The 16,431-nt window shown below is 44.1% G+C and carries 17 protein-coding genes; 12 read left to right on the forward strand and 5 right to left on the reverse strand.

Annotation, left to right across the window (positions count from 1 at the left end):
- Nucleotides 1–66: 66 nt before the first annotated feature.
- The 3 genes from FTT64_RS07545 to FTT64_RS07555 all read left to right on the forward strand — a co-directional run bounded on the left by FTT64_RS07545 (nt 67) and on the right by FTT64_RS07555 (nt 2,408).
- Nucleotides 67–1,857, forward strand: coding sequence for a mechanosensitive ion channel (locus FTT64_RS07545; protein WP_180182234.1), 1,791 nt, complete (start codon nt 67–69; stop codon nt 1,855–1,857).
- Between the two features lie 76 nt (nt 1,858–1,933).
- Nucleotides 1,934–2,128, forward strand: a complete 195-nt coding sequence (locus FTT64_RS07550; protein ID WP_168399079.1) for a hypothetical protein — start codon at nt 1,934–1,936, stop codon at nt 2,126–2,128.
- Between the two features lie 133 nt (nt 2,129–2,261).
- A complete protein-coding gene (locus tag FTT64_RS07555) occupies nt 2,262–2,408 on the forward strand; it encodes a hypothetical protein (protein WP_168397513.1) in 147 nt (48 codons plus the stop codon).
- Between the two features lie 24 nt (nt 2,409–2,432).
- Here FTT64_RS07555 and FTT64_RS07560 read toward each other — a convergent pair whose 3' ends face one another.
- Nucleotides 2,433–3,635: an NAD(P)/FAD-dependent oxidoreductase gene (locus FTT64_RS07560; RefSeq protein ID WP_075167132.1), complete on the reverse strand. Its 1,203-nt coding sequence runs from the start codon at nt 3,633–3,635 to the stop codon at nt 2,433–2,435.
- Between the two features lie 330 nt (nt 3,636–3,965).
- On the opposite strand from FTT64_RS07560, the gene FTT64_RS07565 reads away from it, so the two are divergent.
- The 4 genes from FTT64_RS07565 (at nt 3,966) to FTT64_RS07575 (ending at nt 6,425) form a co-directional block, all read left to right on the forward strand.
- A complete protein-coding gene (locus tag FTT64_RS07565; protein ID WP_180182235.1) occupies nt 3,966–5,255 on the forward strand; it encodes a YncE family protein in 1,290 nt (429 codons plus the stop codon).
- 10 nt (nt 5,256–5,265) lie between these two features.
- On the forward strand, nt 5,266–5,562 hold the full coding sequence (locus FTT64_RS14430; protein WP_227554610.1) for a hypothetical protein: 297 nt from the start codon (nt 5,266–5,268) through the stop codon (nt 5,560–5,562).
- Nucleotides 5,522–5,833, forward strand: a complete 312-nt coding sequence (locus FTT64_RS14435) for a hypothetical protein (RefSeq protein WP_227554611.1) — start codon at nt 5,522–5,524, stop codon at nt 5,831–5,833. Before FTT64_RS14430 ends, FTT64_RS14435 begins: the two co-directional genes overlap by 41 nt.
- Before the next feature lie 262 nt (nt 5,834–6,095).
- Nucleotides 6,096–6,425 carry a hypothetical protein gene (locus tag FTT64_RS07575; RefSeq protein WP_180182236.1) on the forward strand — a complete coding sequence of 110 codons (330 nt, stop codon included), beginning with the start codon at nt 6,096–6,098 and terminating at the stop codon, nt 6,423–6,425.
- A gap of 25 nt (nt 6,426–6,450) precedes the next feature.
- On the opposite strand, the gene FTT64_RS07580 is transcribed toward FTT64_RS07575, so the two are convergent.
- Complete coding sequence (locus FTT64_RS07580; protein WP_180182237.1) at nt 6,451–7,311, reverse strand: 1-aminocyclopropane-1-carboxylate deaminase/D-cysteine desulfhydrase; 861 nt, start codon at nt 7,309–7,311, stop codon at nt 6,451–6,453.
- A gap of 159 nt (nt 7,312–7,470) precedes the next feature.
- On the opposite strand from FTT64_RS07580, the gene FTT64_RS07585 reads away from it, so the two are divergent.
- Together FTT64_RS07585 and FTT64_RS07590 are read left to right on the forward strand one after the other, a co-directional pair.
- Nucleotides 7,471–7,677 (forward strand): NF038215 family lipoprotein, encoded by a 207-nt coding sequence (locus tag FTT64_RS07585; protein WP_005179579.1) that lies wholly within the window; start codon nt 7,471–7,473, stop codon nt 7,675–7,677.
- A 235-nt stretch (nt 7,678–7,912) separates the two neighbouring features.
- Nucleotides 7,913–8,536 (forward strand): LysE family translocator, encoded by a 624-nt coding sequence (locus FTT64_RS07590; RefSeq protein ID WP_104473084.1) that lies wholly within the window; start codon nt 7,913–7,915, stop codon nt 8,534–8,536.
- Nucleotides 8,537–8,609: 73 nt separating this feature from the next.
- Here FTT64_RS07590 and FTT64_RS07595 read toward each other — a convergent pair whose 3' ends face one another.
- Complete coding sequence (locus tag FTT64_RS07595) at nt 8,610–9,797, reverse strand: ammonium transporter (protein WP_180182238.1); 1,188 nt, start codon at nt 9,795–9,797, stop codon at nt 8,610–8,612.
- Between the two features lie 450 nt (nt 9,798–10,247).
- The gene (locus FTT64_RS07600) at nt 10,248–11,219 is read right to left on the reverse strand and encodes an MBL fold metallo-hydrolase (protein WP_180182239.1); all 972 of its coding nucleotides are present in this window, start codon (nt 11,217–11,219) and stop codon (nt 10,248–10,250) included.
- Between the two features lie 13 nt (nt 11,220–11,232).
- Between FTT64_RS07600 and FTT64_RS14540 the strand changes: the two genes are divergently transcribed.
- Both FTT64_RS14540 and FTT64_RS07610 read left to right on the forward strand, forming a co-directional pair.
- Nucleotides 11,233–11,553, forward strand: coding sequence for a hypothetical protein (locus FTT64_RS14540; protein WP_306670448.1), 321 nt, complete (start codon nt 11,233–11,235; stop codon nt 11,551–11,553).
- A 342-nt stretch (nt 11,554–11,895) separates the two neighbouring features.
- On the forward strand, nt 11,896–12,783 hold the full coding sequence (locus tag FTT64_RS07610) for a hypothetical protein (RefSeq protein ID WP_180182240.1): 888 nt from the start codon (nt 11,896–11,898) through the stop codon (nt 12,781–12,783).
- Between the two features lie 29 nt (nt 12,784–12,812).
- Here FTT64_RS07610 and metG read toward each other — a convergent pair whose 3' ends face one another.
- Entirely contained in the window at nt 12,813–14,870 is a 2,058-nt protein-coding gene (metG, locus tag FTT64_RS07615; RefSeq protein WP_180182241.1) for a methionine--tRNA ligase, read from the reverse strand.
- Between the two features lie 250 nt (nt 14,871–15,120).
- Between metG and apbC the strand changes: the two genes are divergently transcribed.
- A complete protein-coding gene (apbC, locus tag FTT64_RS07620; protein WP_168390797.1) occupies nt 15,121–16,398 on the forward strand; it encodes an iron-sulfur cluster carrier protein ApbC in 1,278 nt (425 codons plus the stop codon).
- Nucleotides 16,399–16,431 lie beyond the last annotated feature (33 nt).

A 16,431-nucleotide genomic window follows, 5' to 3' on the forward strand; every position in this document is an offset into this window, starting at 1 on the left:
GATCAAGATGCGCATCTTTTGCCATGAACAACGAATGTAGAAAGTCATAACAAGAGGGCAAGACATATGAATGATTATTTTGATGGAAACCCGAGAGGTGCAGGCTTCGATGCCATGTACTACTGGGAACAGTTTCATCCCATTTTATCGGCGATTGCCATACTTATTATTGGTTGGATTATTGCATTAATTGTCGGTGCAGCCGTTAAAAAAGGCTTAGAAAAGCTGGGCACCAACCAGAAGCTGTCGCATGCCACCGGGCACCGTCCCAATGTAGAAAGTATCCTGTCCAGAGTTGCCTTCTGGATTATCATGATTATCGCGATTATCGCGGCGCTGAATGTGCTGAACCTGACAAGTGTCAGTGGGCCGTTTAGCAATATGATTCAAAGCTTCCTGGTCTTTATTCCCCAATTGCTGGCAGCCATTGCGGTCGGTTTTATTGCCTGGATTGTCGCAACGCTGGTCAAAATGGGCCTGCAGCGCGTACTGAACCGTACCCAGCTGGATGAAAAGCTCAGTGCCGATGTCGGGGTTAGCCCGATTAGCCGCAATATCAGTGATATTGTGTACTGGTTAATCCTGCTACTGTTCTTGCCAATTGTGCTGTCGATTCTGGGCTTAAACGGCCTGTTGTATCCAGTACAAAACATGGTGACTGAAGCCATTTCTTATCTGCCGAATATCTTTATTGCCGGCGTGATTATTTTTGTCGGTTATATTCTGGCTAAAATTGTCCGTGGTATTGTCGAAGGTTTAATTGGTAGCCTGAATCTGCAACAGCAGGCGCAAAAAATTGGCCTGTTCAAGAACTCTAACTTGCCGAAGCTGGTCGGTTCTTTTGTTTTTGCCATTATTATCATTACTGCATTAATTATTGCATTTGAAGCCTTGGGTATTGAGGCGATTTCTCAGCCGGCAACCGCCATGCTGCATGAAATCATGTATGCAATCCCGCATATTATTGCCGCCGGTTTAATTCTGATCATTGCCTATGTGGTGTCGCGTTTCGTGGCCAATCTGGTGGTTGAAATTATTTCAGGCACAGGTGTCGATGAAATTCCGGCCAAACTGGGTGTACAGCGTTTCCTCGGTACCACCAAAGTATCGACCATGGTTGGTTGTCTGATCGTGTTCTTTACCATGCTGTTTGCTGTGTCTGAAGCGGCTAACCGTCTTGGTTTCGAGCAGGTGAGTGGTCTGATTTCCATGTTCATTTACTTCGGTGCCAATATCCTGCTGGGTGCGGTCATTCTGGTGGTCGGTTTCTGGCTGGCGAATGTGGTGGCCAAAGTGGTCGAGCGTGGTGAATACAACAGTTCACGCTGGTTAGCGACGCTGGTACGCGTACTGATTATGGGTCTGGTCGTAGCAATGGGCTTACGTGCCATGGGCATTGCCGATTCTATTGTGAACCTGGCCTTCGGTTTAACCTTGGGTGCAGTTGCGGTGGCCTTTGCTCTGGCCTTTGGTCTGGGTGGCCGTCAACCGGCAGAACGTGTTTTAACCGATCTGATTGATAAAGCCAAACGCGAAGCCAAGCAGCCGAATCCGTTGAAACAGGAGCAGGACAGTGCGGCCAATAGTGGCTTTACGACCCCAGGAGTGAATCCAATGAACAAACAGGACCCGTCACAAGGGACAAATACCCCCATGACTACGGATTTGTCGAATACCACACCGGCAACGCTGACCACTGCACCACAGGAAGATGAAGCATCCGGTGCAGATCAGGTTACACCTGATACGCTAAAGGTAGACCCGGCGCATCCGGCCAATAATAATCCGTTTGGTTCAACTGGTGAAAAAGAACCGGATGTCGATGCACATCAACCACGAAAAGATGACCCGAAATAACCTGTCATCTATCTACAAGGTCGATCAAACTGAGTGTTGATCGACCTCGTTTTTTGTTGAAAACTGGAGAAGCAGAATGACGAAAAAGAAAGCGCCTTCCAATCTTTTTGCACCCGTAGTGATTGCAGGGATTACCCTTGGCTTTTTGGCCAGCGCCTATAAATTTATTTTTGCCAAAACTCAAAACCAAAATCAAAACCAACCCGCCCAGACCGCTGATGATTCGGGCGATACCGGGCAAGCTGCGACCAAAGTCGATGATGTTGTATAAATGAACAATTTTTTGCTATAGTGAAGCTTCATAAAAAAGGAATAAATATTTCATATATTTTAGATGCTTAGATTTAATCTGTATGAAATATTCAGGGAATAAAATCGACGAAAGTCTATTTGGGGAAGACCTTATGTTAAAAATTAGCTTAAAACAATCAGAACAGCCGGTAGTATTACCAAAGCATATTCAGTGCGCCGTGATGAAAATGCAGCAGACCATTTTACGTGTACAACGCCAGAATCATCTGTGCTTATTGCGCACAGATTATCTGGAATAATTCATCCACCAGTTTTATAAACCATCAGACATATTGGGCGGCGGCATGCGCTGACGCCCAGGCCCACTGGAAGTTATAACCACCTAAATGGCCCGTCACATCCAGCACCTCACCGACAAAATACAAGCCTTTCTGCTTTTTACTTTCCATGGTTTTGGAAGAAACTTCAGTGGTATCCACGCCACCTAAAGTCACCTCTGCGGTACGGTAGCCTTCGGTCCCTGACGGTTTGACTTCAAAGCTATGCAGGCGCGCTGCAATCTGCTCCAGTTTTTCATCACTCAGCTGCCCGATCGCGCTTTCCGCCTGTTCCGGCCAGATCAGCTGTTGCAGCTCTGCCACCACACTTTTCGGTAAATGTTCGGCCAGTAAGGTACGTAACAGCACTTTCGGCTGACTGGATTTTTTGGCTTTAAAAAACTCGGCTAAATCCACGGCCGGCAGGAAGTCGATATGAAAACTTTGGCCGACATCCCAGTAATTGGACAGCTGCAGTGAACTTGGTCCGCTTAAACCGCGGTGGGTAAATAGCAAGGCTTCGGTAAAGCTGTTTAGCGCATTGGAAAGCGTGGCTTCTACAGCATTACCACTGAGGCGGGTGGTGACTTCTTTAAAGCTGTCGGAAAAGGTAAACGGCACCAAGCCGGCACGGGTCGGATAGACATGATGGCCAAACTGCTTGGCAATTTCATAACCGATTCCGGAACCCCCTAGCGTCGGAATGGATAGGCCGCCACTAGCGACCACCACAGATTCTGCCTGAAAATAACCTAAAGTGGTTGCGACCTGAAAACCCAAATCATCTATGGCGGTCATGGCTTTGACTTCACAGCTGGTTTTAATCTCGACCAGACCGGTTTTGTCACACTCGGCCAGCAGCATATTCAGAATGTCTTTGGCGCCATTTAAGGTAAACAGCTGCCCATGTTTACGTTCTTCATAGTCAATGCCATATTCGCAGACCAGCCCGATAAAATCCCAATTGGTATAGCGGCTGAGCGCGGAAATCACAAAATGCGGATTATGTGAAATATAGTTGCTTGGCTCGACATAGAGGTTGGTGAAATTGCATTTACCACCGCCCGACATCAGGATTTTCTTGCCAACTTTATTGGCTTTTTCCAGCACCAATACTTTGCGTCCGCGCTGGGCAGCCATATAGGCGGTCATTAAACCAGACGCACCGGCACCCAAAACTAGAACATCGTATTGATTTGCTGTTGCCATGTTGCACCGAGAGAAAATGAAAGCGGACTATTATAGACTTTATCGTTTGATGATGCCGCATTTTCCAGATTGAAATGTGCGCAGAATATTTACTTTTCCTATAAAGCAGGAATGGTCTATCAATAAACCAAATCATCGTTAGCAAGGCCACATTTTACTGTTTTAAGGTGATTTTTTACGCGGCAAAGTCGTGTTTATTTGATCTGGTTTTATTTTAAAGTTGTTTTAAATCAATAGTTTGGTATTTATTAAAGGGGCATTGTTGTTCAGAATAAATAGCAATTTTTAGACATATTTTTTATGTCATGACTTTGTCTCTTGGGGAACACAATGAATAAAACATTATTAAGCCTGGCGGTAATTTTGAGTATGGCTCTCACTGGCTGCGGTGGCAGTGACAGCAATACGGCAGCATCTTCAAATCCATCTGCACCGGCTCCTGTGACGCCAACTTCACCTGGTTCAACACCTGATACCACGCCTGTCACCGCCAGCTTGATTAATGACGTTCGCTTTGCAGATCTGGCCACCGAATTTAGTGCCCAGTCTTTTGGTCTGGACAGCTGGAATCCGAAAGCGATGGTGGTGCATCAGGATATTTTGTATGTGGCCAATGACAGCGCCGAAGCAAGCATTTTGCGTTATGACCTGAAAGCCAAGCGAGTCTTGAGTTCGATCCATGCCCAGAATATTTCCGGCATTGGTCGGCCGTGGAATCGGTTGTTTGATTTAAGTGTACATAACGACCGCTTATATGCGGCTTCTTATTCGTCTAACCGGGTCGATGTCTTTGATTTAGGCTCAGGCAAACCACAATTTCTGATGTCGTTGGGAACCGGCAGTTGGTCGGGTGATCAGCACAATACCGTGGTTGTGCATCCTATGTCGGTGGCAGCGAATGATCAATATGTATTTGCCACAGATACGCATAGCCGGATTAATGTCTGGAAGCAAAGTGAGATCAGTAGCACCAATCATTTAAAAGCCAAAAAATATGCACGTTTGTCCTTGCCGAACTGTGGTTATAACTGTAGTGCGCGTTTGGAAGCTGTCGGTAATTTGCTGTATGCCAGTTTTAATAATGGTATGAGCTATGTATATGACCTGACTCATCTTGAAGAAGGCGCAACAAACGTGGCGGCGACACGACAGGAAAATGTGGGAACACGGGTATTTCATGCCGCGGATGACCAGCGTTTTTATGCAGCCCATACTTCAGGCCGGATCGACAGTTCAGCTTTACCAAATACGCAAAATCTACAGAATATTTTTCCAGCCGCAGAAGAAAGTTTTTATAAATATCGTACGGCAGGGGCGAGTACCGATCAGCAACTGGCCGGTGCCTTAGATATTCAGGTTAGTCAGGAACATTTATTCAGCCTGTTTAACGGCAAAATTGTCATGATGCCGCTTAAGCGATTGCAGCAGTTCCAGTCCAATACTGCTGCCACAGTCACGGCACTCAAGCAGCAGCAGGCCCAAAGCCGCAGTTATGTGCTGCAAGATGGTGAAAGTTGGGAAACCCTGACCAATGAAAACCTGCGCCATTTTTATATGGATAATATTTTATCGGCAAATTTACAGCATCTGGGGCAAAATTACCCCGGCCTATGCGCGTGAATGGGTGATTATGATTACCAATTTTGCCTATCTGGTGAATAGCCCTGAGTTTAAACACATCTGGTTTAACCATAAAGCGGTCATGGGGCATGACTTCTTTGGCAACAAGGGCCAAGTGGTCGGAGATGGCGGTTACTTTACCGCAGCGGAGTATCAAAAATATTATGATGAGATTATGAACCGTGGCAAAGTGACGCTCGGGGTGACCACCGTGGGCGGCGGTTTAGGCGGACGAAATGTGCTGGGAGTCGATACCTGGCTGTTCTATGCGCATTATTTTAATACCAGTATTGGCTGTGGGCCATGAGTTCGGCCATCACTGGGGCAGCTACGACAGCGCCTGGGCCAAAGGCGGCTACGGTTTACAGGAAATTAATCAGCAATTGCATCAATATTTACAGCGTAAACAGCGCTTGCCGTATATGGACCCAGAGCTGAATAAATTCCACTTAACGCCACGGGCTGAGCTCTATAACGGGGTCGCAGAAAATATGCGCCGACCACGTCCGGATTCACATGTGAATCATCTGGAGCGCTATTTTGCCGCCAATCCATTGCCAGAGACCAATCAGCCTTAAGTTTTGATTTTCCTTCCATCCAGTTGAAACTGTATCCGCTGGATGGAAGCCCGATTGAGGACGTCACAACAGATGAACTTTGAATTTCACAGCACATACAGATCATCAACAAAACTTTCATCAGACTTTTTTATGATCTGTTTATATTAAGATGTCGAGCTTCAACTTGACGCAGTTGCACTTTGATTTGCTTAACAATAAATAGAAATGTCGGCTAGACATCTATATCTGGTATCGGACTTTATAAAAAAGGAAAAAATCAATGAATCAAACCGCGGGGCTGGATCAGCTCAAACAATACAACCTGATCACCTATATTCTGTATATCGTCGGCTTTTTTGTCGGTGTTACGCTAATTATTGCCATTATCATGAATTATTTAAAACGCGCGGAAATGCGTGGTACCTGGCTGGAAAGTCATGTGAACTGGCAAATCAAAACCTTTTGGGTGACGCTGATTGCCTATCTGGTCGGTGCGGTTCTGACCACCATTCTGATTGGTTTTATTGTGCTGTTGCTGGCCTTTATCTGGCATATCTACCGTTTGGTGAAAGGCCTGATGGCGCTAAACAATAACCAGCCGGTATCATAAATAGACTGCACTTGAAGCTAATGCTTTAAAACGCGCGTCCCTGTAGCCCGCCAGTATGGATCAGTAAAATTTTCTGGTCTGGCCCAATTTTATCTTGATCAATCAGATCAAAGATGCCGCGCAGCATTTTGCCGGTATAAACCTGCTCCAGCGGAATATTATAACGCTGCTCAAACGTCTGAATAAACTGGATTAATTCGGGTGTGGTTTTGGCATAACCGCCACAGCAGTAATTATCCAGAATACGCCAGTTGCATTTGGTCGTGAGCTGCGCGACCTCATGAGTTAAAAAATCACCTTTTAAGGCCGAAAATCCCAGCAATTGCTGATGTTGCTGGCTGGCCTCAATCAACCCGGCAAACGTGCCACCCGTACCGACGGCACAGCAGATCAGGTCAAATTGCGCATCTTCCGCTGTCAGAATTTCCCGACAGCCTTGAACCGCCAGCGCATTGGTGCCACCTTCCGGAATCAGATAAAAATCGGGATATTGCTGTTGCAGGTGCTGCAAAAAATCGGGCTGATCTTTCTGGCGATAGGCATTGCGGGAGATAAACTCCAGCTGCATGCCAAATTGCTGCGCCGTAGCCAAGGTTGGGTTTAGAGGACGCTGCGCCAGTTCTTCACCGCGAATCATGCCTAAGCTCTGAAAACCAAACTTATGCGAGGCAAAAGCGGTTGCAGCAATATGATTGGAATAGGCTCCGCCAAAGGTCAGTACTTTTTCAAGCCCCTGTTGCCGGGCGGCCAGCAGGTTGTATTTCAGTTTAAAAAACTTGTTGCCCGAAATCTGCGGATGAATCAGATCCAGCCGCTTGATGCTGATGCGCTGGTGGCGATATTCAATGTGCTGATCAGGCACCTGCTGGGTAATAGAATCAAACATAGACAGAACGGAACGTTTTTGACAATTCTAACTGAAAACGGGGCGCGGCCATCAACGAGGCTAAATAATCTTTCACGATAAAAGCCGGATCAGGCTTGCATAAAAATAGTAACTGTGCAAAAAATAAACGGATAGACTTTGCAGAAAGGGAGAATAATGATGAAAAGAATCATCTTCCTGCTTATTTTAATCCAGGGCGCTTTACTGGCGGCTTGTGACCCGACCAAAGATTTAAACCAGCCCAAAACGGAAGAAACACGCAGCATGATTATTGGCGGTGTGCCGGTGCATGATCAGGATTATCTGCTGCCCAAGCAAGAAGCGAGTGTGAGGCCAGAGCAGACCGATCCATCACAGATTTATTAATATTGTATTTAATTGATGATCTTGAAAAGCGCTCAGGCCATGCTGGTATCTGGGCGCTTTTTTATGGCAAGCAAATTTCAGCAGATTGATTAAAATACGGAGTGAATTTTATAAGGTCAGTATAAAGATCTATAGTGAAAAATATTGTGAAAATCAAAACAACTGGTAAAAAATAGGAAGATATTCAAAGCACTTGCTTGTAAAATGCCGGCAGATCATTGTATTGGATAGGACTGTGGAATCCGTTTTTATTTTGGGATCAATTGCGCTGGCATTGATGTTGGGGGCCATGAGTCCGGGGCCAACATCAATTTATGTGGCGAAAAACTCGATTGCGATTTCACGTCAGCATGGTCTGTTTACCGCGCTGGGCACCGGTTTGGGCGCAGCCATCTTTGGTTTGCTTGCGGTGCTGGGCTTACAGGCCTTTTTACTGGCTGTGCCATCGGCTTATCTGGCCTTAAAAATTTGTGGCGGTTTATACCTGCTGTGGCTGGCATTTAAAATTATTAAACATGCCAAAGACCCGATTCAGGCCGATCATGCTGCCGGCACGCAAATGTCCTTACGCCGTGCTTTTATGACCGGTCTGATTACCCAATTGTCGAATCCTAAAATTGCCATTGTGCTGGCCAGTATTTTTACCGCGCTATTACCCAAAGAGATTCCGCTGTATTTTTATTTTGTCCTGCCTATTCTGTGTTTCTTTATTGATGCCGGCTGGTGTTCCTTGCTGGCGGTGGCACTATCGGCGGAAAAACCGCGCGCAGTCTATTTAAAGTTTAAAAAAGTGTTTGATCGTGCGGCCGGTGTGGTGATGACGGTGCTGGGTCTAAAGCTGATTTTTGGTATGAAATAGATGGCTTAAATTGTGTTGATCGTTGATCAACATATCTCAAAAAAGCCTCCGTTTTGTCGGAGGCTTTTTTATCTTAGAACATATTTTCTTCAGAATTGGCGGAAATCCGGTGGATAGATAAATCTGCGCCATTAAATTCTTCTTCCTGACTTAAACGAATCCCCATCAGCAGTTTAAGCATGCCATAAATCAGGAAACCACCGGCCAGTGCAATCAGAATTGCCAGCGCTGTGCCGAACAGCTGGGAGATCAGGGATACGCCCCCCATACCACCAAGCCATTGCTGCCCAAAGATACCGACTGCCAGTCCACCAAAAGCACCACATACGCCATGCAAGGGCCAGACACCAAGCACATCATCAATCTTGAGTTTATTTTGGGTATAGGTGAAGAGTTTGACAAACATAATCCCGGCGATGCCGCCAATCACAAAGGCACCGAGTGGATGTACCACATCGGAGCCGGCGCAGATGGCCACCAGACCGGCAAGCGGACCATTATGTAAAAAGCCCGGGTCATCTTTACCTGCAATTTTGGCGGCTATTGTGCCCCCGACCATCGCCATTAAAGAATTGATTGCCACCAGTCCGGAAATGGCATCCAGACGCTGTGCGCTCATGACATTAAAGCCAAACCAGCCGACAATTAAAATCCAGGAACCCAAAGCCAGAAAAGGAATAGACGAGGGCGGATGCGCACTGATACGACCATCTTTTTTATAGCGCCCATAACGCGCGCCCAGCAGAATCACCGCGGCCAGTGCAATCCAGCCCCCCATGGCATGTACCACCACCGAACCGGCAAAATCATGGAAACTGGCACCAAAGCTGTGTGCTAGCCAGAGTTGCAGACCAAAGTTGCCATTCCAGATCATCCCTTCAAAAAATGGATAAATCAGCGCCACCAGAAATAAGGTCGCCAAGGCCTGCGAACGCATTTTGGCACGTTCGGCAATCCCACCAGAAATAATGGCCGGAATCGCCGCTGCAAAGGTCAGCAGGAAAAAACAGCGCATCAGGTTGTAGCCATGATCGGCCGCCAGAGTGGTCGAGCTATGGAAAAAATGCTGGCCATAGGCAATATAATAGCCCACCAGAAAATAGGCCACCGCAGAAATGGCAAAGTCCGTGAGAATCTTGCTTAGGGCATTGACCTGATTTTTATGCCGAACGGTGCCGAGCTCTAAAAATGCAAATCCGGCATGCATGGCCAGTACCAGCACTGCACCAAGAAGGAGAAATAATAAGTCGATATTTGGCATTGTGCGTTCCAATTGAGTGCACGGGATCAGGAAAAGAAGCTCAGTATATCGAGGCGAATAGATTGTAAAAGAGGGGCAGACTGCGGAAATTTTGATGAAGAATTTCGTGAAATGAATAAGACTCGATATAAAGCACAGTGCGGTTTTTTGCACCAAATCAAGTCTTTTTTGAACGCTGTAAAATTCAATATTATTGGCTATTTTTGAAGGATTTAAATTGATTGATACAAAGATGTGCAGCAGTTTGTATGTTTACGGTGCATTTTGAAACAGGCTGAACTGTTTAGAAAATTTTAAAAATTAAGGCGAAAATTGCTGCGAGGGCTAATGTGGTTGCGTGTAGGAACAGAAAAAACGAAAAAAAATGGCAAAAGAGTACTGGGTTTAAAACAAAAGAACCCCATTAGCGGGGTTCTGTTTATAAAAGTGACTTAGCTCAAGAGAACTGAGTTAATCGGTAAAATGTACTGGAATCCATTGATAGCTTTTACCATCTTTTGAATAAATATGGCCGATGCCCGGGAACGGTAAATGCGCGGCCGCAATAGTCTGACCGTCTTTGGCATATTCAGCAAAATGCTTTAAGCGAGTTTCGACTGCTGCTTTCGGGTCAATATCGAATTCAATGGCGGTTTCAGGTTTATCAAACTGAATGGTATGCGAATGCACAATATCGCCAATAAACACCAGTTTCTGCTGCTCATGCTTTAATTTAAAACTGTAATGTCCCGGTGTATGCCCGAATGATGGCTTAAATTGAATATCACCAAATGCTAAAGATTTGTCTGAAAAGACTTTAATATTTTTCGCTTTTTCATAAGGTACTAAAGCCGCTTTGATTTTTTCCACCGTACCCAAAAAGCCAGCCTGTTTATCTTTAGGCAGTTTTTTTACAGTATTGGGATTGAGCCAGAAATCATATTCAGTTTTGGCAATATGCAAGGTTGCATTGGGATAATTGGCTACACCATTATTTGAGATGCCACAGACATGGTCAGGGTGTAAATGTGTCAGAAAGACACCATTCACTTGTTCAGGCTGATGGCCTGAGGCTTTTAAATTGTTATAGATTGAACCTAAGTGATCGCCAAAACAGCTGGCTGCACCGCTATCAACCAGATAAAGCTGACTGCCGGTATTGACCAAAAAGGCATTGACGGAGGTCTGGATGCCTTTGGCTTGATCGGCATAGTATTTTTTCAGAATCTCGCTGACTTCCTGATCTGCCGCACCTTTAAATTGTGAGCGGTTGAGATAGTTGGTGCCATCGAGCAGGGCGGTAATCTGATAAGGCCCAAACTGATGCTGATAATAGCCCGCGACCTGTTTTTGTGTTGGGATAGGGTTTGGTTCAGCAGCTTGGGTGCTGAAGGCTGTGGTGCTTAAAGCGAATGTGAGGAATAGGGGTTTTAGAGTTTTCATAGGATTCTTTTAGATGTTAAATGACTGTTTATTTTTATCATATTTTTTTGCGATTTTTAAAAATACCTCTCCCTTGCGCAGCAGTGCTACTCATCTCCTAAAAGGAGAGGAAACTGCACGAAATTATTATAGTAATGCGTTCTCTCTCTCCCTATGGGAGAGGGTCGGGGTGAGGGATATAGGCATGTCGCTGAAAACCTGTTTTTCGGGCAAGTTACCGTTAGAGAAGTTGGCAACGCATCATTTTAAATTTGATGAGTTTGAAAAAGCCTATGATGTGTTTAAACATGCTGCTGATGAAAATGCGATGAAAGTGATGATTGTAGTCGAATAATTATAGTTACTTAGCAAAAGGCCTCTAGTGATAGGGAATAAATTAAGGTAGTTTCCTAGCCAATAGCGAAATAATTTGGGTATTACCGATTTGTGGTTGCTGTTCAGCGATCGGTAGAGTGTTAGTGGTTTTTGCAAGTGTGGTGGATGAAATACTGAGTAAAATTAAAGTTGAAATTGTGAACAATATTTTTCCATAATCTTATTTTTTGGTTCATTTGAAATCAGATTTGATAAGTAGAGATTAGGTTTGAAGTGATATGTATGTCTAGCATCTTACAAGTTTATGGTTTATAAAATTCTTTGATTTCTTTAATTCAATATCTGTAATTTGGAACCGATTGTGAATAATAAAATTGATGAAATATATCAGTTATTAAGGAATAACTGTGAACCTAACTATAGAGATATGAATGTTCTTTTTTATACATTAGGAACAATATTAATTTTTACTATTTTCTTTACTGATAAAAAAGACCCAACATCATACCAATATATATCTTCAATGATAGGAATGATTATTGTTTTTATTTTATTGGTTTTTAATTCAATAAAGGCTATCCCCCCTCTAGAATTATTTTTAAAGATACCGCTAACAAAGTTTATTCTTACATTTTTCTTTTCAGGTTATATTTTTTATTCTTTAGCTGAAGTTTCTATTATTATAAATACTATGTTCAAAGTATCTAGTAGTAATTTTAAAGTAAGTTCATCATTTGGCACTTTTTTTTATTTTCTTAATCATTTAGTAGTAATTTTTTTTTGGTATTCAAACATTATTATTTTAGCGTTGATATTGTTATATCTCCAAGAATCGTATATACCTGAAAAAAATGAGTTTGGAGAAAAGAAAAAAGAATCATATTGGCATTTTACATGGGGTGAAAAATGTTGGTATATTATTGTTTTTATAGCTTTCTCTATTATTTTATACCACTGTAAAAATATTGTGCTTCAAGAAGATGCATTGAAATATAAAATTTTTAGATTAGCATTGCAATATGATTTTGATGGTAAGCACTTGTGTTCAAATATAGAACCAAATTATAGCATATTATATATTGGTAATCAGCAAAATAGAGTCTTAGTAAACTCATATTATCAAGCTAATATTAGTAATTTTGAAGATTTTATGACTTCAAGAGAATATAATAATTTTAAAAATAATAAATTAAATTTTGATATCGAAAATTGTATTTATACAGGACATCGAAAGAACCGACTTTATTAAGACGGTTCTTTCGATGTCTATTTAAAAAATTAAGACACTTTATCACCCGGTTTAGCACCAGTTTCAGGTGAAATCACCCAAACACCTTCGCCATTACCCGCAGCTAACACCATACCGTTTGAAATACCAAAACGCATTTTACGTGGTGCAAGGTTTGCCACCATCACCACCAATTTGCCTTTTAAGTCTTCAGGTTGGTAAAACTCACGAATACCGCTAAATACGTTACGTGGTTCAGCTTCACCGACATTGAGCGTTAACTGAAGAAGCTTGTCTGAACCTTCAACTGTTGCAGCGTCTAAAACTTCCGCTACACGTAGGTCAACTTTCATAAAGTCTTCAATGCCAATAATTTCAGCTTCACCGACTTTCGGTTCAGCTTTCTTCTCTTTGGCTTTCTCTTTTTTCTTTTCAGCTTTTGGTGCTTCAGCAGGCGCAGCTAAAGAATCTTTAGATGCATCGACCATTGCAGCAACAGCTTTTGGATCTACACGTTGCATCAATGGTTGGAACTGTGCAATTTCATGTGCAAGCAGAATCTGCTGACGCGATGCAAAGTTAAAGCTGTCTAACTGTAAGAACGCTTGAACTTGTTCTGCCAATGTTGGCAATACAGGCGCCAAGTAAACCGCCAATTGACGGAACAGGTTGATCCCGACAGAACACACATCATGCACTTGCTGTTCTTCGCCTTCAATTTTCGCAAGCGCCCAAGGCTTTTTCTCATCAATGTATTGATTGGCTTTATCAGCAAGCGCCATGATTTCACGAATCGCTGTTGAGAATTCACGTGCTTCGTATGCTTGCGCGATTGAATCACCAGCGTCAATAAAGCTTTGCACCAGTTCAGGCTCGGCACAGGTTGCGCTTAATGTATTATCAAACTTGGTGTTAATAAATTTGGCACAACGGCTGGCAATATTGACCACTTTACCCACCAAGTCAGAGTTTACTTTCTGCACGAAATCATCCAGATTCAGGTCAGAATCTTCAACTTTATCAGACAGTTTAGAGGCAAAGTAGTAACGTAAGTATTCCGGATTCAGATGCTGTAAATAGGTTTCTGCTTTAATGAAGGTGCCGCGAGATTTCGACATCTTCTGACCATTTACAGTCAAGAAACCGTTTACAAATAAACCGGTTGGGGTGCGGTAGTTGGCACCTTCCAGCATTGCTGGCCAGAACAGCGCGTGGAAATAGACAATATCTTTACCAATGAAGTGATAGACCTCATTGTCAGAATCTTTTTTCCAGTAATCATCAAAATTCAGGTCTGGACGTTTGGTTTTGACGTAGTTTTCAAAGCTCGACATATAGCCAATAGGTGCATCAACCCAAACGTAGAAATATTTATTTGGCGCATCCGGAATTTCAAAGCCGAAGTAAGGTGCATCACGGGAGATGTCCCAATCGTTCAGGCCATTGTCAAACCATTCATCTAACTTGTTGGCAATTGATACCGGCAAACGGCCTTCATCACGGGTCCATTTTTGCAGGTATTCACCAAAGTTTGGCAATTTAAAGAAGTAGTGATCCGATGATTTTTCAATCGGCGTGGCACCGCTTAACGTCGATTTTGGATTTAACAGTTCAGTCGCGTTATACGTAGTTCCGCAGACTTCACATGAGTCGCCGTACTGATCTTCGGCTTTACATTTCGGGCAGGTGCCTTTAATGAAACGGTCCGACAGGAACATGCCTTTTTCCGGGTCGAACAGTTGTGTCACAGGACGTACGGCAATATTGCCGGCATCACGGTTCTTGATATAAATTTCTTGCGCGCGTGCCTTGTTGGTGTCGCTATGGGTGGAATCATAATGATCAAAATCGACCTTAAAGCCGGCAAAGTCACGCATATGTTCGGCCTGAACATTGGCAATCTGCTGTTCTGGTGAAATACCGTTGGCTTCAGCACGTAGCATGATGGCGGTACCGTGAGCATCATCCGCACAGACATAAGTCACTTCATAGCCCATTGCACGCATGGCACGAACCCAGATATCTGCCTGGATATAACCGAGTAAGTGGCCCATATGGATTGGACCATTGGCGTATGGAAGGGCGTTGGTGACTAAAATTTTACGCACGGATTAACTCTCTCATTCGTATTCATTATGCAATGTCCGCGATTTTACCTTAGATGATGCAGGCTTGCACAAGGGAATCGGTGAATTCTTTTCAGGACCGGATAAAATCTGCATTTCTGTGCCGAAAAAACAGAAAAAACCAAGTCTTTGACTAAGATTTATAATTCCTGTGGCTGCGCTGGCTTAACCTTCGTTTAAATACCCGTTAAACTAGGGCATTCGGTTGTATATCCAGATTTGGAGTAACTTTATGTCGTGGCTTTCTTCACTAAAATCGGTCTTTGCTCCTGCACAGGAGGTGAAAGAGGAAGAAATCCAGAAGGTACTGCAAAACTATGTACTTCCTGCTTCCCAAAACGCACTCAAAGAGCGTATTTCTCAGGTCAATGTACAGGGACAAATCCTGCAATTAACCATCAATACTTATCCGGAAGAAAAACAGTATTTGCAGCAGATTCATGATGAACTAGCCGATGCACTCGAGCAATGCGGCATCAAGGAACTGAATCTGCATGTGGTGCAGCAAAAAACCGGGGCGAAAAAAGAGGGCGGCTGTGGTCATCACCATGCCGAAGGTGAAAGCTGTTCCAGCAAGCCACAAGTTGCAGCAAAATCCAGTCTGCCACCTGTGGTCGATGCTTCGGCAAGTTCAGATGCGCTCAAGCAAGCCAATGCCAACTATCAACCCCAGCAAGAAGAAGCGCCAATTCAAAAAGCTGCACCGCAGCAGCGTGATGTGCCAAAACATCCACGTATTCAAAACGTAATTCTGGTGTCATCCGGTAAAGGTGGGGTTGGAAAATCAACCACTACCGTTAATCTGGCCTTGGCGATGCAACAGCTGGGTCTGAAAGTGGGTGTATTGGATGCCGATATTTATGGCCCGAGTATTCCAACCATGCTCGGCAATGCCGGCCAAACCCCGATGATTGAAGCCGAGCATTTTGTGCCTTTAGATGCTTATGGGATGGCGGTGCTGTCGATTGGTCATTTAACTGGTGATCATAATACCCCGGTGGCTTGGCGTGGACCAAAAGCTACGGGTGCCCTGATGCAGTTATTCAATCAGACCTTGTGGCCAGATTTAGATGTACTGGTGATTGATATGCCGCCGGGAACCGGTGATATCCAGTTAACCCTGGCGCAGCGTATTCCGGTCACGGGTGCCGTAATTGTCACTACACCGCAAAACGTAGCCTTAATGGATGCGACCAAAGGCATTGAGCTGTTTAACCGTGTACAGATTCCGGTGATAGGTGTGATTGAAAATATGTCGACGCACATCTGTTCTAACTGTGGTTTTGAAGAGCAAATTTTTGGGACCGGTGGTGGCGATCAACTGGCCGAGCAATACGATATTCCATTACTGGGCCGTTTGCCGCTGAATGTACAGATTCGTGAAAATGCCGATGCCGGTAAACCGTCTGTGATTGCCGAAGATGATGCAGCCGACAGCTATCGGGAAATTGCCCAGAAAATCATGGATAAACTGCCAAAAGCAGACAAAGACCAGAACCGGATTTTTTAATTCTGTAATGTAGTGAATAGAAAAAAGCCCAAT

This window comes from Acinetobacter sp. Q186-3, assembly GCF_013420655.1.
GTDB classification, from domain to species: domain Bacteria; phylum Pseudomonadota; class Gammaproteobacteria; order Pseudomonadales; family Moraxellaceae; genus Acinetobacter; species Acinetobacter indicus.